Here is a 22012-nt window from a genome sequence, read left to right as displayed (position 1 = left end):
CCTTATTACTTAATGCTTATCAGTTATTGCTTATCAATTATTGCTTATCACTTATCCTTGATTGATTGCATAACGACTAAGCCATTAGCGCTTCAATTTCAGCAAGAGTTTTTGGTGCATTGACAGTTAAATTTTCATAGCCTGTTGCCGTTACTAGCACATTGTCTTCAATACGTACGCCAATACCACGCCATTTTTCATCGACAGTTTGATCATTTTTTGGAATATAAATGCCGGGTTCAATCGTCATCACCATACCGGCAACAAATGGGCGTAATTGCTCTCGTTGTTGATTAGCATGGTAATCACCAACATCATGAACATCAAGACCTAACCAGTGTCCAAGACCATGAATAAAGTATTTTTTGCAGGCTCGTTGGGCTAACAATATGTTTAAATTACCTTTGATAATGCCTAAATCATACAAACCTCTGGTGAGAAAGTCACATACTATGCGGTTTAGCTCAGCAAGGTTTTGCTCTGGCTTTATCGCAGTAATGGCCAGGTTTTGGCTATCAAGCACTAATTGATAAATCACTTGTTGTGCCGCACTAAATTTACCATTAACCGGAAATGTGCGTGTAATATCGGCAGCATAGCCAGCTAACTCACCGCCGGCATCAATAAGTAATAAGTCGCCGTCGTTTAACACATCATCATTGTCGGTATAATGTAAAATGTTAGCGTTATCACCGCCAGCAACAATTGAGCCATAAGCCGGATAACGCGCACCATGAGTGGCAAATTCATGCAATAACTCTGCTTCTATTTGATATTCAAACTTACCGGCTTTAGTTTGTTGCATTGCTCTTTGATGAGCGCCGCCACTAATAACATTAACCTGGCGCATGATTTCAAGTTCAGCATCTGATTTATGTAAGCGCATTTCATCTAGCAAGGCACTGCAATCAATCAGGGTCGTTGGTGCTTTAACACCGGTGCGAGTTGTCTTTTTAATCTCGGCTAACCACGACAATACTTGTTGCTGAAATGCTTTTTGTTCATGCTGGCAAATTAATACTGCAGTTTTACCTGCTATTAATGGCAATAATTGCTCATCAGTTTCTGTTAAGCTAAAACAATGGTCAAACTGATAAACCTCAACAGCCTGCACTTGACCAACACGTCGTCCATGCCAAATCTCTTGCTGGTGGTCTTTTTCACGAGAAAATAGAACACTTTGTGCTGGTGCTGATTCATCACCTTTAATTAAGGCTAAAATAGCATCGGGTTCATTAAAACCTGTAAGGTAATAAAAGTGTTTATTTTGACAAAAAGGATATTCGGTATCATTGCTGCGCGTGACTTCCTGTCCGGCAGCAATTAGGGTAATACTATTGGCTGGCATTTGCGCAATAAAATCATTTCTCCGCTGACAAAACTCAGCAACGGGCAATAAGGTATTTTTGATCATGGTTACCAGCTTATTTTTTATAATTAAATTTTGATAGTTAGCTTTTCAAGCTTGATTTTTTACACTGATTTTAAGTTATTCGTCTTAAGATTTCAGCGTTAAAAGTCAACATAAAGCGTTTTATTACTAAAACACTTTAGCTAGCAAGCGCTAATGCAAAGTCGCGCTTGTATCTTGTTGCGCGGGTGGCGCGCCTAATTCAGTAAAACAAAGTAGAGCAGAAATTCTGACATATTCAGCAATTTCAAAATACGCTTGCTCGGTCGCTTCATTTTCTTCCATTTCGTCTGACAAGTTAGCAATTTCACCAAAGTCGACTAAGACTTCTTTAACGTCTTCAGACAATGCAGCGTTTTTTGTTTGTTGTAGACCAAAGCCTAAGTTAAAACCTTGTACCCACTTACCTAGTGCGTGTCCACGTTCAATAATTGAGTCATCGTCATCAGGCAGCATTAATTGGAAACCGTATGAATCATCAAGAATTTTCTGCCAAATATCACTATAAATGTCTTTTACTAAGCTTTTAATGGCTATCGGTAAACCTTCAGCATTATTAAGCATGTCATTAACCATAGCGATATAATCATTACTTTCAAATTCAAAGCCTGCAGAAATTAAGCCGGTCAGCACGCCATGAATTTCAGCAGCATGTGCCTCAACACCTTCACTGGTTAATATCGCTTGTGCGGCGGAAAAATCTAAAGTGGTGTTATCAGACATAAAAATATAAATTCAATCAGGGGTATATTATTAACTATCCTAACATTGGCATAGTCTTGATTCCAGAAAAAACCATAGAGATCACTTGCATAGTGTAACGCTCACCGTTATAGTTTCATCTTATGGCGCACTAAGTTTAGTTATCAGTATTTTTCTTGGTATTACAAGCAAGTAGCGCAATTTTTTGAGCTTAGGGCTCAATAAACTAATATTATGCATTGAGAATAAACACGCAATGAGCCAACACACAGTCACGATAAATGTTGCCAACAAACGACTGAAAGTCGCTTGTCCAGCTGGCCATGAGTCTGCGTTATTGCAAGCGGCGAGTGAAATAAATAAACGTTTAGAGCAAGATGCCAAGAAAAAGTTCTCAGCAAAAACTGTTGAGCAGTCACTAGTGATGATGTCATTAAACCTTGCCCATGATTTGATCCAAGCACGTAATGAGCAAGAACAAGAACGCGAGAAAATGCAAAGTAAGATTGAATTACTCCAAGCCACCATCGAGCAAGCGGTAAAACGTACTAAATCTGCCTAGTTTATTTATTCATTGTTTAACATATTTTTAAATAAACTATTTTTGTTTAAAGAAACTTCAATTTGTTCAAGCATTAAGCGATCAGGTCTTACAAGTAATAAAAGACTTAATTTGACTGACATTATTCGCTATAATGTTTTCTGACTTCTGGGGTGTTTGTTTGTGAACTATGTCCCTGAGCCGATAAGTTTTACCTAAGGATGTTGATTATTAACTATTGTGCAAGCCCGGCTCGTATCGGGAAGCCTACGGTTGAAATGATACGTCCGCCCTGAACACCCGGTGTTCAGGACAAATGTGAACTGCGGCACCTTGGAAGTCACTTTCCTCAAGTTTATTCTAATCGTATTAAAAAATTAACAACAATAACATCCATCGTTAATCCTTAAATTCTCAATAGCTTTATTAAGCTAGATCTAATCGTGACTTTCAGTTTTTATTAAGATTGCAGTCCTAATTGGCCTTCCTTCCCTTCTCATTGTTTACTCCCGGCAAAAAAGAAAATAACACCATAATTCACAGGGAGAAAAGCAGGAGGACTACAGGAGGCAAAACACAGCAAAACCCCACTGCAAACTTCTTTTAACTTACTGACAGCTGACCGCTAAAAACTTGTCTTTAAACGTCCCTAAGTCCCAGCTCATTATTTTCTCATTGTTTCCTCCCGGTAAAAAAACAATTCACAAGGAGAAAAGCACGAGGACTACAGGAGGCAAAACACAGCAAAACCCCACTGCAAACTTCTTTTAACTTACTGACAGCTGACCGCTAAAAACTTGCCCTTAAACGTCTCTAAGTCCCACCTCATTATTTTCTCATTGTTTCCTCCCTGTAAAAAAAGAAAATAACACCATAATTCACAGGGAGAAAAGCAAGAGGACTGCAGGAGGCAAAACACAACAAAACCCCACTGCAAACTTCTTTTAACTTACTAATAGCTGACCGCTAAAAACTTGTCTTTAAACGTCCCTAAGTCCCACCTCATTATTTTCTCATTGCTTCCTCCCCGTAAAAAAACAATTCACAGGGAGAAAAACAGGAGGACGATAGGAGGAAAAGCACAGCAAAATCCCACTGCAAACTTCTTTTAACTTACTGACAGCTGACCGCTAAAAACTTGTCTTTAAACGTCTCTAAGTCCCCTGTGTTCAAGACTCATCTCAACTGTAGCATCTTGGCTGTCACTACCTATCTCAAGAAATGTATAGATCTCATTTGCTTGTTGATAATATACTTAGCTCAACTAACTACACCACAACTTAAGCTGTGCTTAATTAATGCCCACGCAAAACCAAGCTGATATAAAAGCAGCTACTTCAATGTTAAAAATTAAACGGCAAGCGGTAAATACCGATCCTATTGGTATATTTGACTCTGGCATTGGCGGTTTATCTATTGCACAGTGTATTGAACAACAATTACCCCATGAAAATTTACTCTATGTCGCTGATACTCTATACGCACCCTATGGTGAAAAATCTGCTGAATTTATTCAACAACGGGTTAACGAAATTGCCCAGTGGTTTATTGCACATAACGCTAAAGCTATCGTTGTTGCCTGCAATACCGCAACCGTTAATGCCATAGATCAACTCCGGGCAAAAATTTCAATTCCTGTTATTGGTGTTGAACCAGCAATAAAGCCGGCCACAATTTTTAGTAAAAACAAAAAAATAGCGATCTTAGTGACTAAGGCTACGGCTGAAAATAAGCGTTTTTTAGCCTTAGTGGCGCAATATAGTCATAACAGTGATGTTATTATTCAACCTTGTCCCGGCTTGGTGGAGCTTATTGAGCAAGACAAAAGAAACTCGCCTGAGTGCAAATTAATGTTGTTGACTTATTTACAGCCTTTGCTCGAAAAAGGCATAGATACTATTGTATTAGGTTGCACACATTACCCATTAATCAAAAGCTTAATTAATAATATATGTGGCGACAGCGTAGTTATTATGGAAACAGCACAACCGGTAACCGAGCAGTTACAACGGCAATTAGCCTTATATCAACTGATTAATTCCAGTAACAGCTCAGGCACAACTACATTTTACAGTTCAAAGTATTGCCTAACACAGCAAGCGCTTTTTAGTCATATTTGGCAACGGCCATTGCACTTAAATAGCTATCCTTAATAGCCTAACTGCAAGTTAAATTTCGCTAAAACTTAATTTTATCAAGAAATGGCAACAGGATTTATCTTGAAATTATTGCGCGCTAAAGACGTTTAGCCATCTAGGCGTAAATAAATCTAGAAAAAGCTTAATTAAACAGTTAGAATATCGCTATTAAAAACAGTTATTGTTTTTCAATTAATTTTTACAGAGGGTTTATGTCTACACACCTTTTTACTTCTGAATCAGTGTCAGAAGGACATCCAGATAAAATTGCCGATCAAATTTCTGATGCGGTTTTAGATGCTATTATTGCCAAAGATAAAAACGCACGTGTTGCTTGTGAAACTATGGTAAAAACCGGTGTCGCCATTATTTCAGGTGAGGTCTCAACCTCTGCGTGGGTAGATTTAGAGCAGATCACCCGTGATGTTATTTCTGAGATAGGCTACACATCTTCAGATGTTGGTTTTGATGGCGCAACCTGTGGCATTATGAATTTAATTGGCCAACAATCACCCGAAATTGCCCAGGGTGTTGACCGAGAAAATCCAGAAGACCAAGGTGCCGGTGATCAAGGTTTAATGTTTGGTTATGCAACCAATGAAACCGAAACCCTAATGCCTGCACCACTATATTATTCGCACCGTTTAGTTGAACGTCAGGCCGAAGCACGTAAGTCAGGGATTTTACCTTGGTTGCGTCCTGATGCAAAAAGCCAAGTAACCTTTATTTATAAAGATAACAAACCTGTAGCTATCGATACAGTTGTGCTGTCAACTCAGCATAATCCAGATATTAAACAAGAAGACCTGCACAGTGCCGTAATGGAAAACATTATTAAGCATGTGTTACCTGCAGAGTTATTAACCAAAGACACTAAATATCATATCAACCCAACCGGCCGCTTTGTTATTGGTGGCCCTGTTGGTGATTGTGGTTTAACTGGTCGTAAAATTATTGTTGATACTTATGGCGGCATGGCTCGTCATGGCGGCGGTGCTTTTTCAGGTAAAGATCCATCAAAAGTCGATCGCAGTGCTGCTTATGCTGGACGTTATGTGGCTAAAAACATTGTCGCGGCTGGTTTGGCTGAGCGCTGTGAAATTCAAATATCTTACGCTATTGGTGTGGCTGAGCCGACCTCAATCTCAATTGATACCTTTAGTACCGGTAAAGTGTCTGAAGAGCGCTTAGTTGAAATTGTACGTCAACACTTTGACTTGCGTCCTTACGGTATAACTAAAATGTTAGACCTGCTACACCCGATGTATAAGCAAACAGCCGCTTATGGTCATTTTGGTCGCGAACCATTTGAGATGACAGTTGGCGATGATACTTTCACCGCATTTAGCTGGGAAAAAACTGATAAAGCTGAGGCACTTCGCTTGTCAGCCGGTATATAATACCCCTGCGATTAAATCTTCTGTTTAAAAAAAACCGCTCTTTAGGCGGTTTTTCTATTTTCGTACAGCTATTTCAATTTCAATTTCAATTTCAAGTATTTTAATAGCTCAGCGAGTTTTATCGTTTATATATGACAAGCACTAAAAAAAATAATGTCATGTTTTTGCTATAAACAATTGAATTTACGATGAGTTGCCCTTATTAACAGGCTATATTAGAAACAATTATTAATCATACTTTTTAATAGTATCAATTTCATTAATTAGGTCGTCTACTTTATAGGCAGGAAAAACAGCCAAGTATAAGGCATTTATTTTAATCACTCGTTGTTCAGGACAATAGGCGCCTGCATTGTCTAATAAGCGGCATCCATGCAGCGATAATGGTTAAATATATAACGCCATAGTGGCTTGTTTTAACCAGAAGAAATGATCAGATAATTAGCGAAATTGGTATAATACCAATTTGATTAATTAAGTGATCTACTTTTTCATGAGGAAAAATGGATAAATACAAGGCATAAAATTTAGTCAGTAGTTATTCTACTTATAAATTTTATAACGCTGTAGTTATTCATTTTAACCATTAAAAATGAGCAGGTAATTAATCAACTTGGTATAATAAAGCCTTAGGCTTTAATCGCTATTAACTTTACCCACAATGGCTAGCGTAAAATAAATAGCCTATGCCGCGACAAAAACCAACATGGATAATCTGATATGCGTAACCCTCGTATTTACCAAGCACAAGCATTTGAAGTAGGTCAAACACAAGCATTAAATGACGACGCTTTTGGCCATATTGTGCGCGTATTACGACTTAAAACTGGCGATGACGTTACACTATTTAATGGCATGGCAGAGCAACAAGGTTATTTTGAGTATCAAGCAAGACTTTGTAACATCAATAAAAAATCTGCTAATGTAGAAATTATTGCCAAAAAACTTGTTGAAAACGAGTCACCGCTCAATATTCATTTAGCACAAGGTATTTCACGCGGTGAACGTATGGACTTTACCCTGCAAAAATCGGTAGAGTTAGGTGTTAATACCATTACGCCTATTTTCAGTGAACGTTGCAATGTAAAGCTCAGCGGCGAGCGTTTAGAAAAAAAACACCAACAATGGCAAAAAATAGTGATCAGTGCTTGTGAGCAAAGTGGCCGTTGCACGGTCCCTATTGTCGCCCTACCGGTTTATTTAGATGATTGGTTGCAGCAAGAAAGTTCGGCATTAAGACTAAATTTACACCCTAAAGCCCGACACTCTATTATGAATTTGCCAATAGAAAACCAACGGGTTCGCTTGTTGATTGGGCCAGAAGGTGGTTTAAGTGATGATGAAATTACTCGTGCCAATACGGCAGGCTTTCACGATGTTTTACTCGGGCCGCGGGTACTGAGAACAGAAACCGCAGCCCTAACCGCAATAACGGCATTACAATGTCGTTACGGTGATTTAAATTAACTAAGTGTTAAGTTTCGTGCACCAACTCGCTAACAGAATTTAACGGCTTGTAGCATTTAAATAATGCGATGGCATTTATCAACATATAACCTTTAGGAAAACACATGAGCATAAAAATTGGCGTTGTTATGGACCCTATTGCCCAGGTCAAGGTAAAAAAAGACTCTTCAATGGCGATGATGCTTGAAGCACAAGCGCGTGGTTATGAAATTTATTATATGGAAATGCACGATCTCTATTTAGAGCAAGGTGTTTGTCGAGCAACAGCAGCGAAAGTAAAAGTATTTGACGACACTGAACATTGGTATGAGTTAGATGAACGAGAAGACATCAACGTAGCTGACTTAGATGCGGTATTAATGCGCAAAGATCCGCCGTTTGATACTGAGTTTATTTATGCCACCTACATGTTAGAACGTGCAGAAGTTGCAGGCACTTTGATTGTTAATAAGCCACAAAGTTTGCGTGATTGTAACGAAAAATTATTTACCGCTTGGTTTCCAGAGTTAACACCAAAAACATTAGTCACACGTAATAATCAAAAGATCAGAGAATTTCATCAAAAAAACAAAGACATTATCATCAAACCTTTAGACGGTATGGGTGGTTCATCTATATTTCGCATTGGTGAAAATGATCCCAATATTGGCGTAATTCTTGAAACATTAACGGCACATTCAACACAATATGCTATGGTTCAAGAGTACCTACCAGAAATCGTTGACGGCGATAAACGCATATTAATCGTTAACGGTGAACCCATGCCTTACTGTTTAGCCCGCATTCCTGCACAAGGAGAAACCCGCGGTAATTTAGCCGCTGGTGGTCGTGGTGAAGCACGGCCATTAAGTGCTAGCGATAAATTTATTGCTGAAACTATTGCACCAGAATTGAAAAAGCGTGGCTTATTTTTTGTTGGTTTAGACGTTATCGGCGATAAAGTCACCGAAATCAATGTTACTAGTCCAACCTGTATTCGTGAAATTGAAGCAGCATACCCAATAAATATTAGCGGTAAATTAATGGATGCTATCGAACAAAACATTAGAAAACGCTAGTTAATACTAATCGTAATAAGATGCTAAAGACAAATGGCCTTTAGCGCATTTCTCCCTGATTATTAAGGTATATTTATGAATAGTTTTGAAAATCAACTTTTGATTGCTATGCCCAGTTTAGACGACTCTTATTTTAATAAAACGGTGACTTATATCTGTGAGCATAATGCTGAAGGGGCAATGGGATTGATCATAAATCTTCCTATCAATGTCACCTTGAACGAATTGTTAACACAAATTGATCAAGACAAAACTCAAGCACCTGAGTTAGATCAACAAGTATTAACCGGTGGCCCCGTTTCACAAGACCGAGGCTTTGTTTTACACAGCACACAATCGGGCTGGAATAGTTCTTTAGCCTTAACTGATGACGTGATGATCACCACCTCAAAAGATATTTTAATGGCCCTTGGTACAGCACAAGCACCTGAAAAGTATATGGTAACTCTAGGCTATGCTGGCTGGGGACCTGGCCAATTAGAGGAAGAAATTAAAGCTAACTCTTGGTTACTCACCCCAGCTGATGGCGATATTATATTTAATACGCCTATTGAGCAAAGGTGGAAAAAAGCCACTGACAGATTGGGCATTGATATGGCTCATTTATCCAGTGAAGTGGGGCATGCATAATGGCGAGTAAAACCGCTATTGGCGAGCGCACCATACTTGGCTTTGATTTTGGCAAAAAATATATTGGCGTTGCTGTCGGTCAAGAGATTACCGGCTTAGCGTCGCCTTTGGGTTCAGTCAAAGCGCGTGATGGTATTCCTGATTGGGATAAAATGACCAAGTTTATGCACGAATGGCAACCTGATTTTATTGTTGTGGGTTTGCCACTGAATATGGATGGCAGCGAGCAACCGTTGACCCATGATGCGAAAAAATTTGGTAACCGAGTCTCGGGACGATTTGGCGTAAAAGTTGAATTTCAAGATGAACGCCTAACCACCGCTACAGCTAAAGAAGCACTGTTTGCTGATGGTGGTTATCGCAATCTTAAAAAAGATAATATCGACGCCGCATCAGCAAAATTAATTATAGAAAGTTACTTTGAAAATCAATATTAAGCCGATTAATCGTGATACAAGCTTGCCCTTATTATGGCAAACACTATGTTTGACATGCCTTGCGGTACTCGTTAGTCTCATAAATACCTAGTGGAAGTTTTAACGCTAATCAGTCCATTAATTATTGTTGGCTTTATTGGTTTTGTCCTGGCCAAACGTAACTGGTTTAACAAAGCCCAAGTCGATACCTTAAGTAAATTTACCTTTAATATCGCCATTCCGGCATTTTTATTTCAACAATTAGCCAATGCAGATATGAGCACAATAAATGTTAATATTTATAGTGCCTTTTATTTGCCCTTGTTGTTAGTTTATGGCTTAGCTTGGACAATAAATTATTATTTTCATCAACATTTAAAGCGCGATCTTCCCGCATCAGCGGTTTATGCTTTTGGCGCTGGTTATTCAAATAATGTTATTGTTGGCATGCCTATCGCTCTAATGGTCTTAGGTGAGCAAGTATTGCCAACAATATTTTTGGTGATCAGTTTACACAGTGCGCTATTAATTGGTATCACCAGTGTGCTGGCGGTTAATATTGCTCAGTTTAATTGGTGGGAATTTCTCAAACAGACATTTTACAACCCATTATTAATCGCTATTACTGGTGGTTTTATTATTAATTTAATGACAATAAAATTACCTGTAATTATTAACAGCAGCTTGTTATTGTTAGGTAAACCTGCAATTACCTTAGCACTATTTTTACTCGGCGCTTCACTAGCCTTTTATAAAATTCGCAATGAAGTTAAATTTATTGTTACTGCCAGCCTAATAAAGCTAATACTGTTACCGAGTTTAATCCTATTAACCAGTCATTTTATATTTCAGTTTTCAGCTATCACCACCATGACTTTAGTTATTTTAAGTGCTAGCCCAACCGGCGTAAACGCCTATTTAATTGCTAAACAACATGCAAAACATCAAGAAACCATTGCTGGTATAGTGGTAATTAGCACTTTAATATCTATCGTTTCTATTCCCTTATGGATATGGGGTTTGTTCAGTGTCTTTACCTTGTAAAGAGCCATATCTGTAACACTAAAATGGATTAACTTTATAACCTGCATTTTGTAATACCGCATGGGCGGTCATTGCAGACAAGGCCATTTTAACGCCAGGTGCTAACATGTCATTGCGAATATCGTAATACGCGGCCGATTGACCACATAAATAAACCGTTACTTGGTTTTTCATTAAGTCTTTTAGCAGTGCACTGTTGGCATTTTTTTGCTGAAATTTTTCTTGGTACAACGACTCTTTTAATAGATCAAAGCCTGCTTTACCATGTACCACTAACGCTAAATGGATATTTTTTGCTGGCATACCATTGGCAACATGCATATTAATAAAACGCGCTAAGGTTTCAATTTTTCGGTTAACTTCACCAACTTTGCTTTGCTCACTGATGTCAAAAGCGACTTTAAAGACACTATTTTTATCAAAATTAAAGTTCTGTTCAACTGTGGCATGCTTGCCATAGTTTTTAATGACCGGCCCCGCCATAAATTCATTAGCACCCGCTATGGCAAAATTAACCGTAGTGAAGGCTAAAACAAGCATTAATACAGGTATTGTAGATAACATTGACTCATCCTTTTATTTTTCATCAAAACTTTATTCTATTATAGCGTTTAAAAAATTACCGCTGTTCTTTTGGCGTTAAGCCATCAATAGTCACACCTGACAGTGCACCTGTACCGCCTTGTTCATTACTACGTAATTTGATCATTAAGCGTAAATCGTTAGGTGAATCAGCGTGATGTAGGGCATCAGCATAGTTAATAAGTCCTTGTTGATACAAATTAAATAATGCTTGGTCAAATGTTTGCATACCTTGATCGGTAGATTTTTCCATGACTTCTTTAATACTACCAATATCACCTTTTTTAATTAACTCAGCGATATACGGTGAGTTAAGTAATATTTCAATTGCCGCTACTCGGCTATTACCATCACGCGTTGGAATTAATTGTTGCGCGACAATGCCGCGTAGGTTTAATGCAAGATCAAACAGCAACTTGTCATGCTGTTCTGCGGGTACTAAGTGCATAATACGATCAATAGCTTGGTTTGCATTGTTGGCATGTAAGGTCGCAATACATAAATGACCCGTTTCGGCAAAACTCAACGCATGCTCCATGGTTTCTTGGTTACGGATTTCACCAATTAATATAACATCAGGTGCTTGGCGCAAAGAGCTTTTTAAGGCAGCACCAAAGCTTTCAGTATCTAAGCCAACTTCACGTTGCGTTACCATGCATTTGCCGTGCTCGTGGACAAACTCGACGGGGTCTTCTATCGTAAGAATATGACCACGAGAGTTTTTATTACGATAGCCAATTAACGCCGCCATTGATGTTGATTTACCGGTACCCGTACCACCAACAAATAGCAATAAACCGCGCTTTGACATCACCACATCTTTTAATATCGAGGGTAAGCCTAGATCATCTGCTTCGGGTATTTCAGTAACAATACGGCGAATAACCATACCAGCCATATCTCGTTGCCAAAATGCCGAAACACGAAATCGGCCAATACCTTCAATTGAAATCGCAAAGTTACATTCTTTGCTTTCTTCAAACTCAAGTTTTTGTTTTTCTGACATAGCGTCATGAACTAAACCTAAGGCCTCAGTTGCCGACAAAACTTGCTCATCAATAGCAATAAGTTCACCATTAATTTTTGCACTAACGGGCAATTTAGCCGTAACAAACATATCTGATGCTTCGTGTTGCACCATTTTCTGTAATAAATCATGAAAATTCATTAAATTACCTTTCGCTTTGTTTTATACCAGCAAGACTAGTAACCACTAAATTGGTTTTTATCGTACGCTGTGTCCATCGCATCTTGCCTAGTGATCATGCCGCGGTTGACCAAGTTTTGTAAACATTGATCCATGGTTTGCATGCCATGAGACATACCGGTTTGAATAGCTGAATACATTTGTGCAATTTTATCTTCACGAATAAGGTTACGAATAGCCGGCACAGCCATCATAATTTCGTGCGAAGCAACACGGCCGCCGCCCACTTTTTTAACCAGTGTTTGTGAGATTACCGCACGCAATGACTCAGAAAGCATTGAACGCACCATAGCTTTTTCTTCACCTGGAAATACATCAATAATACGGTCAATCGTTTTGGGCGCTGAGGTCGTATGTAAAGTACCAAAAACTAAATGGCCGGTTTCAGCTGCAGTCATCGCTAACCGTATAGTTTCTAAATCACGCATTTCACCGACCAGAATTACGTCAGGGTCTTCACGTAATGCCGAGCGTAATGCGGCACTAAAACTTAAGGTATCGCGATGAACTTCACGTTGATTAATTAAGCACGATTGGCTTTGGTGCACAAATTCAATCGGGTCTTCAATGGTTAAAATATGGTCGTGCTTATTTTTATTTATATAATCAACCATCGCAGCCAGTGTCGTTGATTTACCTGAGCCTGTAGGCCCAGTCACCAAGACCAAACCTCGAGGAAGATCGGCTATATCTCGGAAAATTTCAGGGCAACCTAAGTCATCCAGTGAGAGTATTTTACTCGGAATGGTACGAAATACCGCGGCAGGACCACGATTTTGATTAAAGGCATTGACTCTGAAACGCGCTAGGTTCGGCACTTCAAAAGAAAAATCGACCTCTAAATTTTCTTCATACTCCTTGCGTTGTCTATCATTCATAATATCATAGACCAAAGCGTTAACATCTTTTTCGTCAAATGCTGGTATATTTAACTTACGCACATCACCATCGACGCGAATAGACGGGGGATTTCCCGCTGATAAATGTAAATCTGAAGCATTATTTTCAACACTAAATGCTAATAATTCGGTAATATCCATACAAACCTCTTAGTCTAATTTATAATTGAACTAACAACTTAATAAGTCATTGAGAACTGAAATAAACAATATGATTGCTATTAAAGATAATATTGCTGCGGTTGAACTGCAAATTGCTTCTGCTTGTCAACTTGCTCACCGCAACGCTGATGAAGTCACTTTGCTGGCGGTAAGTAAAACTAAACCTATTGAAATGCTCGAACAAGCTTACCACGCAGGGCAACGAAATTTTGGCGAGAACTATGTACAAGAAGCGGTGGAAAAAATTATCGCTTTGCAAAATAAGCCTGATATAACTTGGCATTTTATTGGTCCAATTCAAACCAATAAAACCAAGTTAATAGCTAGCCATTTTTCGTGGGTACATAGCATAGACAGAATTAAAGTGGCTAAACGTCTTAACGAGCATAGGTCGGGTCAAGATACTCCGCTAAACATTTGTTTACAAGTGAATATTAGTGGCGAATTAAGTAAAGCTGGTGTTTTACCCGAAGCGCTTCCTGAACTGCTGGCTGTTATCGAAACTTGTGATAATTTATGCTTGCGTGGTTTGATGGCCATTCCAGAAAAAAACGCTGCTCAGGCAAGTTTTATTAAGATGCAGAACTTGTTCATCGAACTTAAACAGCAATACTCAACCATGGACACGTTATCAATGGGTATGTCTGCTGACCTACAACTTGCGATTAATGCAGGCTCTACGTTAGTACGTATTGGCTCAGCAATATTTGGTGCTAGAGGCTAAGTAAATCAGTGCAAAAAAAATAATATAATGATGTTAATATAAAAGGTATCTGCCGCTAACAATAGTGGCGGTTTACTACAATATAGACCGGTGTTTGAGCCACGACTAAATATCGAATCAGTAATTCTTGAAGGAAAATTATGAAAAAAATAGCTTTTATCGGCGCAGGCAACATGAACGGCGCTATTATTTCTGGCCTTGTAAATGGCGGCTTCAACCCTGAAAATATTATGGTGTCGAATCCATCGCCCGAAAAACGCTTAGCATTGCAAGCAACACATGGCATTAAGCAAACACCAGATAATATTGAGGCAACAACATTTGCTGACGTTATCGTGCTTGGTGTTAAGCCTTACCTTATTAGCGATGTTTGCCAACACTTAAGCGAGCATGTGGATATTACCGGTAAATGTTTTATCTCTGTTGCGGCAGGATGCACCATAAAGCAAATAGAGCAGGCGCTAAATAAACCATGTACTGTGATCAGAACCATGCCCAATACTCCTTCACAACTAGGTTTTGGCGTGTCTGGAATATATGCCAACGATCACGCTAATGACGAAGAAAGAGCATTCACCACATCGCTTATGGAGTCAGTCGGCATCGTTAAATGGTTAGAGTCAGAGCAACAGATTGATCATATCATTGCCGTGTCAGGCTCAGCCCCTGCCTACTTCTTCTTGTTTATGGAAGCTATGCAAAAACAGGCGATAGCTTATGGCTTCAGCGAACAAGATAGTCGAGATCTTGTTCAGCAAACCGCATTAGGCGCAGCTAAGATGGTGATAGAAAATAAGTTGCCAATCAGCAAATTACGCGAAAACGTAACGTCTAAAGGTGGCACAACCCAAGCGGCCCTGAGTTCTTTGATTGAAGGTGGCTTGGATCAACTAGTATCAAATGCCATGAATTGTGCCGTAGATCGTGCTAAAGCAATGGCGAAAAATGGTTAATAGTATTACTATCATCATGTTTGAGGTGCTAAAGCTTTAAAAGATCAGTAAAGTACTGATTATTTTAGTTTTCTTATATCTCTAATGATTACTCAAATAACTTGGGTGATCATGACATGATGATCAAATCCCTTCTCATAATTTTGGAGTTTTAGATGGAAGCAATTAATTACTTGCTTAAATTTTCCTTTGACACTGTACTCATGATTTTAGTCTTGCGAGTGTGGTTACAATTAGTGCGCGCTGATTTTTATAATCCTTTTAGTCAATTTATTGTCAAAGTGAGTAACCCATTAGTTATTCCATTGCGCCGTATCGTTCCCAGTGTGGGTGGTGTTGATTTAGCCACTATTGTTTTAGCTTATGTTTTCGCCACTTTAACTTTTATCATTATTCCATTAATCAATAGTGGCCCTATTGACCTCATTTCTGCTTTGTATTTGGGCTTAATATATCTTATTAAACAAACCGGAGTCTTACTGTTTATTGTTATGTTGGTTATGGCATTAATGAGCTGGGTAGTGCAAGGTTACAACCCAACACAAATGATTTTCCATCAACTGACTGCACCCGTATTAGCGCCGATAAAGCGTATTATCCCCAGCATTGGTGGACTTGATTTGTCAGTGCTGATCGCCTTTTTATTATTGAACGTACTCAATATTCTCTTTAGAGGTTGGGTGCCTTATTGGGCGATGTTATAACGGCTAAGTTATCCAAATTATTATCCAAATTGAGATTGTCATATATACTTAACATCAACGACTTAAATAATAAGGTCATCAACATGAAAAATATTATTAACAAATTTGTCTTAGTTACTTTATTAGCACTATCTGTTATTACTACTAGTAGCGCTGAAAACATGAAAAAAATGGATGATCTTAATGTTCATTACATTGCCTTGGGTTCTGCGTTTTTAACGCCTGAAATTGCTAAAGCATACGGTATTGAACGTAGCCGGTATAAAGGTTTAGTTAATATATCAGTGCTCGATAATACCCAAGCTGGCAATCCGTCAAAAACAGTATTTATTAACGGTAAAGCCCGTAATGATGTCGGGCAAATTAAATCATTAGAATTTACAGAGGTAAAAGAAGGTGATGCGGTTTATTATCTTGCACAAGTGAGTTATACCAATAAAGAAACCATCTATTTTGATATTAATATCACAGATAAAGGCAAACAACATAACTTAAAGTTTTCTCAAAAGTTTTATGTTGATTAGTTTTATGTTGACTAGTTTGATTTTGACTAGATAAGCCACTCATAATATTTACCTCAGATAAACGGCAATTAATTTGCCGTTTTTTAATGCCTGCTTTCAACATAAACTCGCGTTTTTAACCCTGTAGCAATCTCATTAAATTATGAGCCACTTGTACTGAATTTTGGGTAATTATGCCTTTGACGCTGCCTCTTTGTCGCAGATTAAGGTATTATGCGCGCCATTGTTTTAATTAATTTATCTAGTCGTTTACTTATCAGTATCGTAGTTTGTAAACGGCTTTTAGCTAGAAATATAAAAGGTGTTTCCATGACCACTATCGTATTAGCCACTGGTAACAAAGGTAAAGTTAACGAACTTGCCAGTTTGCTAGCAGCACAAAATATTGAAATTAAGCCACAAAGCGAATTCAATGTAGGTGATGTTGCAGAAACAGGTACAACCTTTGTTGAAAACGCAATTATTAAAGCGCGTCATGCCGCAAAAATTACCGGTTTACCCACTATTGCTGATGATTCAGGTCTAGAAGTTGACGCCTTAAACGGCGCACCCGGTGTTTATTCAGCGCGTTATGCCGGCGAAAATGCCAGTGATGACGACAACACCACTAAGCTGCTAAGCGCCCTAGAAAATATTGCTGATGAGCAACGCAGTGCTCGTTTTCACTGTGTGCTGGTTTATATGCGTCATGAAAACGATCCAACGCCGCTTATTTGTCATGGCGTATGGCAAGGGTGTATCGCTAGAGAAAAAATAGGTCAGCAAGGCTTTGGCTATGATCCAGTATTTTGGCAGGCAGATCACCAAATGACCTCAGCACAATTACCAAGAGAGCTAAAAAATAAACTCAGCCATCGTGGCCAAGCACTACAGAAATTGGTGCCACTACTGTTAGAAGAACTCGCTTAGATGTTAATTGCACCGCCACTTTCGCTTTATATCCACATACCTTGGTGTGTTGAAAAATGCCCTTATTGCGATTTTAATTCGCACGCATTAAAGCATGCGATTCCTGAGCAAGACTATATTTCGCAGCTGTTGCTTGACTTAGACAATGATATTGCCCGTTTCAAGCTCAACAACAGGCCCTTACATTCAATTTTTATTGGCGGTGGAACACCCAGTTTGTTTTCAGCGCCCGCTATTGAGCAGCTGCTTACACAAGTTCTGCAACGCTTTGAACATAAAGCTGATATCGAAATAACCTTAGAAGCCAACCCAGGCACGGTTGAAGCTGATAAATTTATCGGTTTTTTTAATGGCGGTGTTTCAAGATTATCAGTTGGTGTACAAAGTTTTGCTTCAGATAAATTAATTAAGCTAGGCCGTATTCATGATAGCGAGCAAGCTAAAACAGCGGCCAAGTTAGCTCACGAGTGTGGGGTTAAAAGTTTTAATCTTGACTTAATGCATGGCTTACCTGAGCAAACGGTGGCTCATGCACTTGATGATTTAAAAACCGCTATTAGTTTAAATCCCAGCCATATTTCTTGGTATCAATTAACTATTGAACCTAATACTGCCTTTCATTCTCGGCCACCGAAATTGCCGCAAGATGAAGTACTTTGGAATATTCAAGACCAAGGCATTGCGTTATTAAACCAAGCCGGTTATCAGCAATATGAAATTTCAGCTTACAGTAAGCCTGAATTTCAATGTCAACATAACCTCAATTACTGGCAGTTTGGCGACTATCTTGGTATTGGTTGTGGCGCACACGGCAAAATCACTGATGTTGAAAAACAAACCATTCACCGTACGGTAAAAGTAAAACATCCAAAAGGTTATTTAGATACCAGTAGAGAAGCACTTGATAAACTCCACACCGTAAGCAATGAAGAGTTGCCGTTTGAATACATGATGAATCGTTTACGTTTGTTTTCAGGTTTCTCACTCGATGAATATCAAGCGTATACTGGCTTAAGCATTGACAGTGTTTTACCGACATTATTAAAAGCTCAAGATAAAAACCTCATGGAATTTGATGGCTCACATTGGTCAGTCAGCACACTCGGCCATCGTTACTTAAATGATTTATTAGAAATGTTTTTATAGCTTATGATAAAAAATACCTCAGCAGATAAACACAAGGTTCAAATAGTTAGTAAAGCAAATGAGGACGCTTTTTCTGATGATGACAATAAGTTTATGCGCCGAGCTATTGAACTAGCTAAAATTGCCGACAGTCATGATGAAATTCCGGTTGGCGCTGTGGTTGTTTGTGCGGGGGAAATTGTTGGCGAGGGTTTTAATCAATCGATTATGAATGATGATCCCTCAGCACATGCAGAGATGATGGCCATTCGTGATGCCGGTAAAAATTTACAAAATTATCGTCTGCTAGATTGCACCCTATACGTTACCCTTGAGCCTTGTCCAATGTGTGCTGGTTTATTGGTACACAGCCGTATCAAGCGATTAATATTTGCCAGTAATGATTTAAAAACTGGGGCTGCAGGCAGCGCTTTTTCATTAATAAACCACGAAAAGCATAATCATCAAGTGACGGTAGCAGCCGGTCTTTTAGCTGATGAGTGCAGTACTATGCTGTCAACTTTTTTTAAACGCCGACGAGCAGAAAAGAAAGCTGAAAAACAAGCAAGAAAAGCAATAGAACAAACGCAATTTAAATAACGCCAATAAAAATAGCCAAATAATTATAGCAAGAAACACAGCCCTTTTTGTACAGAAATACTGCACGGGGAATATTATGCTAGAAGTCTTGCGCACTACAATTGGCTTGCAAGCCACTGTTTTGCTTCTTGCACGTTAGTAAACTCTCGTTGGTTTTTTAGTTGAGATAATGCCGCTTGCTCATTTTTTACAATATCAGCATAAATATTCTGGCTAAAAATACTGGCTCGGGCGATACAATTTTTTTTACTTAACCAGAGTAAAGACTGGTTAGATACTTTATGTGCATCAGGTGTACTGCCTTCATAACCGATACAATCAAATAATATGCCAAAAGCTTCACCATTTAAGCTTTCAACTTTAGCTTCTATTTGCTGACAAGCAGAATGTGTTGCAAGATCATTAAACGTACCTAATAAAGTAATGCTTAACAAATTCCCCTCCAGTACAACTGAATAAGTGCCGTGTTCATGCATAAGTATAAAGGCCTCATTGAGCATTGATTTTCTTAGTCTAAGTATATACCCGCTCCACTTCAAGGTGCAGGTTTGTGCAAGTCGAGAAAGGGTTATTTAGAACCACGGTGTGCCTTTACGGCTAACACAATAGAAGTTGACGTTATTAATATGTAGGTGGGATACGACTAAATAAACAAACTCAACGCATAGCAAATACCATTAAAAGGCTAGCAAATTAACTCAAGTTCAACTCGTTTTGATTATCTAGCCACGGACGGTCATTACTGCATAAATCTAACGCGAACTGGGTGTGACGGCGGTTCACTAATCTTATTTTATTACGATGTAATGTTCTTTTTCTTTGGTTGCTTGATAAGCCTTTTTTAATTCTCATATTTACCTCTTTAGCATGGGTATGACTAATAATATATATGCTTTTAATAATAGTGTTATACCAAACAGATTAGCAAATGGATCACCTTCAAATTGTCTAAATAATAAATCCCTTCATTGTCTGCAATCGTTAAACTGGCTGTTGCTCGACAATATGCACATATATTGTTCTGCTGACTTACCTCCACTTACAAGCGGTTATTAGTGCCGTGGAGTTATGTTATCGCATGGCTGTAGGTACTTATATTTAGTCTGCAACAATAAACATCTGAATTTGACTGTTTATCCTTGTTGAATTTTTAATGCTTTATCTAATCCCTTGAATGTTACGCTTAGTATTAACTACTTTTGTGACAACTTTGTGACAACTTAGTGACATAACAGATAACATTATAGTATGCCTTAACTATTACTCTTGAGCGGCATCCACCGTTAACTCACTTTTCGCCGTCTGTTGCTTAGTCTGATTGTCTATCCAAGTTAACGTATCATAGTAACGACGAATATTCTCTACGTAATGAACAGGTTCATCACCGCGAGCATAACCATAACGTGTTTTTTTATAAAACTTCTTTTGCTTTAGGAGCGGCAAACGTTCTTTTACGTCAACCCAGCGGTCATGATCTCCACCTTGTTGGCGAGTGATTTTACGCGCATCGTTTAAGTGCCCTAAGCCAACATTATAAGACGCTAAAGCAAACCAAAGTCGATCGGGCTCTGGCACTCGCGCTGGCATACGTTTGATAAGTTGTTTAATATATTTAGCACCACCACGAATACTTTGCTCAGCATCTAAGCGACTTTTTATACCCATTTGTTTTGCTGTCGGCAAGGTCAACATCATCATGCCACGCACACCGGTATAAGAACGAGCATGAGGATCCCAATGCGACTCTTGGTAACTTATGGCCGCCAATAAGCGCCAGTCAACTTCTTGACCATATTTTTCAAATAGCGGCTTGTATTTAGGTAACTTCTTTTCAATCGCCTTGATATACATCCGAGTATCGACATAATTAAACTCTTCAATATGGCCATAATGTTTATCATTCAAAGCCAACAAAACACCGTTATGATGCACTTGGCCAAAAAACTCAATTAAACTAGCAAAAATCGAATCGTCGCTATGTTTATTAATCATCCAAGCTAAAGATTCTGCTTGGCGGATGGTAAACCCTATACTGATTTCTGGATAATATCGGCGACTAATGGCCAAAGCATTACTGTCTGCTATGGTGTAATCAATTTCGTCCATAAGTACACTTAACAACAACTCTTCGCTATCTAATTCGCTAGTTGTCGACCATGACAACTCAGGATTAGATAATTTTAATTGCGCTAAACTTTCCACGTGACTTGATTGCTCTAGCACTTCTAACGTACCAGTTAAATCAGCCAATGTACGTGGACGAATATTACCCTGCTTAAAAACTAATTTTTGGCTGACATCATCATAACTTGGTGAAAAATGATAATTTTTCAGCCGTTCATCGGTTACCGCTAGTCCAGCAGCCAATAAATCGACACTGCCATTATCGAGTTGCTGAAATAACTCTTTTAAGTTGTAGCTCGGCATCATTTTTAATTCGACACCTAAATATTCGGCATATTGTTGCGCAAGTTCGTATTCAAAGCCAGCAGGCCCTTCCGCATCAAGATAATAGCTAGTGTTGCCATAAAGTGTGCCGACAGTTACATAGCCACGATCAATAATACGCTGCAAATTTGCTGAGGTTTTTTGTGTTTCACAAGCAGACAAAATAAAGATACACGGCAGTAACAAAAAGGCTAACAGCTTCTGTGCACTAACTTTATAAGCAAATAATTTTATTTGTTTTTTTATCATAGTGCCTATTGTCACGTGAATTGAGTTATTTAAAAAGCTATTTTTTTACTGCTTAACAAGTTTTCCCTTTAGAAAATTAGTTTGAAATGAGACAAATCATTTCTCTAACCGCCCTATTT

The 22012-nt window shown here is 38.6% G+C and carries 23 protein-coding genes and 1 other RNA gene; 16 read left to right on the top strand and 8 right to left on the bottom strand.

Annotated features, from left to right (window positions below; all coding sequences use genetic code 11):
* Window positions 1–76: 76 nt before the first annotated feature.
* Together pepP and ESZ39_RS06730 are read right to left on the bottom strand one after the other, a co-directional pair.
* Window positions 77–1414, bottom strand: coding sequence for a Xaa-Pro aminopeptidase (pepP, locus tag ESZ39_RS06735; protein ID WP_146879145.1), 1338 nt, complete (start codon window positions 1412–1414; stop codon window positions 77–79).
* Window positions 1415–1564: 150 nt separating this feature from the next.
* Complete coding sequence (locus ESZ39_RS06730) at window positions 1565–2134, bottom strand: UPF0149 family protein (protein ID WP_146879144.1); 570 nt, start codon at window positions 2132–2134, stop codon at window positions 1565–1567.
* Between the two features lie 235 nt (window positions 2135–2369).
* On the opposite strand from ESZ39_RS06730, the gene ESZ39_RS06725 reads away from it, so the two are divergent.
* The 9 genes from ESZ39_RS06725 (at window position 2370) to ESZ39_RS06685 (ending at window position 10807) form a co-directional block, all read left to right on the top strand.
* A complete protein-coding gene (locus ESZ39_RS06725) occupies window positions 2370–2675 on the top strand; it encodes a cell division protein ZapA (RefSeq protein WP_146879143.1) in 306 nt (101 codons plus the stop codon).
* Window positions 2676–2816: 141 nt separating this feature from the next.
* Window positions 2817–2998: non-coding RNA, 6S RNA (ssrS, locus tag ESZ39_RS06720), on the top strand.
* Window positions 2999–3994: 996 nt separating this feature from the next.
* Complete coding sequence (gene murI / locus ESZ39_RS06715; protein ID WP_223270274.1) at window positions 3995–4807, top strand: glutamate racemase; 813 nt, start codon at window positions 3995–3997, stop codon at window positions 4805–4807.
* 197 nt (window positions 4808–5004) lie between these two features.
* Window positions 5005–6192, top strand: a complete 1188-nt coding sequence (gene metK / locus ESZ39_RS06710) for a methionine adenosyltransferase (RefSeq protein ID WP_146879142.1) — start codon at window positions 5005–5007, stop codon at window positions 6190–6192.
* 720 nt (window positions 6193–6912) lie between these two features.
* Window positions 6913–7659 carry a 16S rRNA (uracil(1498)-N(3))-methyltransferase gene (rsmE, locus tag ESZ39_RS06705; protein ID WP_146879141.1) on the top strand — a complete coding sequence of 249 codons (747 nt, stop codon included), beginning with the start codon at window positions 6913–6915 and terminating at the stop codon, window positions 7657–7659.
* A 104-nt stretch (window positions 7660–7763) separates the two neighbouring features.
* A complete protein-coding gene (gshB, locus tag ESZ39_RS06700; RefSeq protein ID WP_146879140.1) occupies window positions 7764–8717 on the top strand; it encodes a glutathione synthase in 954 nt (317 codons plus the stop codon).
* Between the two features lie 75 nt (window positions 8718–8792).
* Window positions 8793–9347, top strand: coding sequence for a YqgE/AlgH family protein (locus ESZ39_RS06695; protein WP_146879139.1), 555 nt, complete (start codon window positions 8793–8795; stop codon window positions 9345–9347).
* Entirely contained in the window at window positions 9347–9784 is a 438-nt protein-coding gene (ruvX, locus tag ESZ39_RS06690; protein ID WP_146879138.1) for a Holliday junction resolvase RuvX, read from the top strand. The genes ESZ39_RS06695 and ruvX overlap by 1 nt, the downstream gene beginning before the upstream one ends.
* Before the next feature lie 90 nt (window positions 9785–9874).
* Complete coding sequence (locus ESZ39_RS06685) at window positions 9875–10807, top strand: AEC family transporter (RefSeq protein ID WP_146879137.1); 933 nt, start codon at window positions 9875–9877, stop codon at window positions 10805–10807.
* A gap of 18 nt (window positions 10808–10825) precedes the next feature.
* Here ESZ39_RS06685 and ESZ39_RS06680 read toward each other — a convergent pair whose 3' ends face one another.
* Genes ESZ39_RS06680 through ESZ39_RS06670 form a run of 3 tightly spaced genes read right to left on the bottom strand, consistent with a single transcriptional unit; the run spans window position 10826 to window position 13636 of the window.
* Window positions 10826–11371 (bottom strand): DsrE family protein, encoded by a 546-nt coding sequence (locus tag ESZ39_RS06680; protein WP_223270273.1) that lies wholly within the window; start codon window positions 11369–11371, stop codon window positions 10826–10828.
* 55 nt (window positions 11372–11426) lie between these two features.
* A complete protein-coding gene (locus ESZ39_RS06675) occupies window positions 11427–12557 on the bottom strand; it encodes a PilT/PilU family type 4a pilus ATPase (protein ID WP_146879136.1) in 1131 nt (376 codons plus the stop codon).
* 35 nt (window positions 12558–12592) lie between these two features.
* Window positions 12593–13636 carry a type IV pilus twitching motility protein PilT gene (locus ESZ39_RS06670; RefSeq protein WP_146879135.1) on the bottom strand — a complete coding sequence of 348 codons (1044 nt, stop codon included), beginning with the start codon at window positions 13634–13636 and terminating at the stop codon, window positions 12593–12595.
* Between the two features lie 70 nt (window positions 13637–13706).
* Here ESZ39_RS06670 and ESZ39_RS06665 point away from each other — a divergent pair, with 70 nt between their 5' ends.
* The 7 genes from ESZ39_RS06665 to tadA all read left to right on the top strand — a co-directional run bounded on the left by ESZ39_RS06665 (window position 13707) and on the right by tadA (window position 19196).
* Window positions 13707–14381 carry a YggS family pyridoxal phosphate-dependent enzyme gene (locus tag ESZ39_RS06665; RefSeq protein ID WP_146879134.1) on the top strand — a complete coding sequence of 225 codons (675 nt, stop codon included), beginning with the start codon at window positions 13707–13709 and terminating at the stop codon, window positions 14379–14381.
* Between the two features lie 140 nt (window positions 14382–14521).
* Window positions 14522–15334 (top strand): pyrroline-5-carboxylate reductase, encoded by an 813-nt coding sequence (proC, locus tag ESZ39_RS06660; protein ID WP_146879133.1) that lies wholly within the window; start codon window positions 14522–14524, stop codon window positions 15332–15334.
* A gap of 155 nt (window positions 15335–15489) precedes the next feature.
* Window positions 15490–16038, top strand: a complete 549-nt coding sequence (locus ESZ39_RS06655; RefSeq protein ID WP_146879132.1) for a YggT family protein — start codon at window positions 15490–15492, stop codon at window positions 16036–16038.
* Between the two features lie 83 nt (window positions 16039–16121).
* A complete protein-coding gene (locus tag ESZ39_RS06650; RefSeq protein WP_146879131.1) occupies window positions 16122–16562 on the top strand; it encodes a DUF4426 domain-containing protein in 441 nt (146 codons plus the stop codon).
* A 309-nt stretch (window positions 16563–16871) separates the two neighbouring features.
* Window positions 16872–17471, top strand: a complete 600-nt coding sequence (locus ESZ39_RS06645; RefSeq protein ID WP_146879130.1) for an XTP/dITP diphosphatase — start codon at window positions 16872–16874, stop codon at window positions 17469–17471.
* Window positions 17472–18617 (top strand): radical SAM family heme chaperone HemW, encoded by a 1146-nt coding sequence (gene hemW / locus ESZ39_RS06640; RefSeq protein WP_146879129.1) that lies wholly within the window; start codon window positions 17472–17474, stop codon window positions 18615–18617.
* 3 nt (window positions 18618–18620) lie between these two features.
* Entirely contained in the window at window positions 18621–19196 is a 576-nt protein-coding gene (gene tadA / locus ESZ39_RS06635; protein WP_146879128.1) for a tRNA adenosine(34) deaminase TadA, read from the top strand.
* A 95-nt stretch (window positions 19197–19291) separates the two neighbouring features.
* On the opposite strand, the gene ESZ39_RS06630 is transcribed toward tadA, so the two are convergent.
* The 3 genes from ESZ39_RS06630 to mltF form a co-directional block, all read right to left on the bottom strand.
* Window positions 19292–19630: a hypothetical protein gene (locus ESZ39_RS06630; protein WP_146879127.1), complete on the bottom strand. Its 339-nt coding sequence runs from the start codon at window positions 19628–19630 to the stop codon at window positions 19292–19294.
* A gap of 259 nt (window positions 19631–19889) precedes the next feature.
* Window positions 19890–20048: a hypothetical protein gene (locus tag ESZ39_RS17750; protein ID WP_191321717.1), complete on the bottom strand. Its 159-nt coding sequence runs from the start codon at window positions 20046–20048 to the stop codon at window positions 19890–19892.
* A 408-nt stretch (window positions 20049–20456) separates the two neighbouring features.
* Window positions 20457–21893: a membrane-bound lytic murein transglycosylase MltF gene (mltF, locus tag ESZ39_RS06625; RefSeq protein WP_146879126.1), complete on the bottom strand. Its 1437-nt coding sequence runs from the start codon at window positions 21891–21893 to the stop codon at window positions 20457–20459.
* Window positions 21894–22012: the final 119 nt, after the last annotated feature.

The sequence above is a fragment of the Colwellia sp. C1TZA3 genome, from assembly GCF_007954265.1.
GTDB lineage: Bacteria > Pseudomonadota > Gammaproteobacteria > Enterobacterales > Alteromonadaceae > Cognaticolwellia.
Note: the sequence above shows the minus strand (reverse complement) of the source record. Positions and strands in the feature narration are given on the sequence as shown.

Coding starts and splice junctions, on each gene's coding strand:
- pepP (WP_146879145.1), bottom strand. CDS start 1,414: ATGATCAAAAATACCTTATTGCCCGTTGCTGAGTTTTGTCAGCGGAGA.
- ESZ39_RS06730 (WP_146879144.1), bottom strand. CDS start 2,134: ATGTCTGATAACACCACTTTAGATTTTTCCGCCGCACAAGCGATATTA.
- ESZ39_RS06725 (WP_146879143.1), top strand. CDS start 2,370: ATGAGCCAACACACAGTCACGATAAATGTTGCCAACAAACGACTGAAA.
- murI (WP_223270274.1), top strand. CDS start 3,995: ATGTTAAAAATTAAACGGCAAGCGGTAAATACCGATCCTATTGGTATA.
- metK (WP_146879142.1), top strand. CDS start 5,005: ATGTCTACACACCTTTTTACTTCTGAATCAGTGTCAGAAGGACATCCA.
- rsmE (WP_146879141.1), top strand. CDS start 6,913: ATGCGTAACCCTCGTATTTACCAAGCACAAGCATTTGAAGTAGGTCAA.
- gshB (WP_146879140.1), top strand. CDS start 7,764: ATGAGCATAAAAATTGGCGTTGTTATGGACCCTATTGCCCAGGTCAAG.
- ESZ39_RS06695 (WP_146879139.1), top strand. CDS start 8,793: ATGAATAGTTTTGAAAATCAACTTTTGATTGCTATGCCCAGTTTAGAC.
- ruvX (WP_146879138.1), top strand. CDS start 9,347: ATGGCGAGTAAAACCGCTATTGGCGAGCGCACCATACTTGGCTTTGAT.
- ESZ39_RS06680 (WP_223270273.1), bottom strand. CDS start 11,371: ATGTTATCTACAATACCTGTATTAATGCTTGTTTTAGCCTTCACTACG.
- ESZ39_RS06675 (WP_146879136.1), bottom strand. CDS start 12,557: ATGAATTTTCATGATTTATTACAGAAAATGGTGCAACACGAAGCATCA.
- ESZ39_RS06670 (WP_146879135.1), bottom strand. CDS start 13,636: ATGGATATTACCGAATTATTAGCATTTAGTGTTGAAAATAATGCTTCA.
- ESZ39_RS06665 (WP_146879134.1), top strand. CDS start 13,707: ATGATTGCTATTAAAGATAATATTGCTGCGGTTGAACTGCAAATTGCT.
- proC (WP_146879133.1), top strand. CDS start 14,522: ATGAAAAAAATAGCTTTTATCGGCGCAGGCAACATGAACGGCGCTATT.
- ESZ39_RS06655 (WP_146879132.1), top strand. CDS start 15,490: ATGGAAGCAATTAATTACTTGCTTAAATTTTCCTTTGACACTGTACTC.
- ESZ39_RS06650 (WP_146879131.1), top strand. CDS start 16,122: ATGAAAAATATTATTAACAAATTTGTCTTAGTTACTTTATTAGCACTA.
- ESZ39_RS06645 (WP_146879130.1), top strand. CDS start 16,872: ATGACCACTATCGTATTAGCCACTGGTAACAAAGGTAAAGTTAACGAA.
- hemW (WP_146879129.1), top strand. CDS start 17,472: ATGTTAATTGCACCGCCACTTTCGCTTTATATCCACATACCTTGGTGT.
- tadA (WP_146879128.1), top strand. CDS start 18,621: ATGATAAAAAATACCTCAGCAGATAAACACAAGGTTCAAATAGTTAGT.
- ESZ39_RS17750 (WP_191321717.1), bottom strand. CDS start 20,048: ATGAGAATTAAAAAAGGCTTATCAAGCAACCAAAGAAAAAGAACATTA.
- mltF (WP_146879126.1), bottom strand. CDS start 21,893: ATGATAAAAAAACAAATAAAATTATTTGCTTATAAAGTTAGTGCACAG.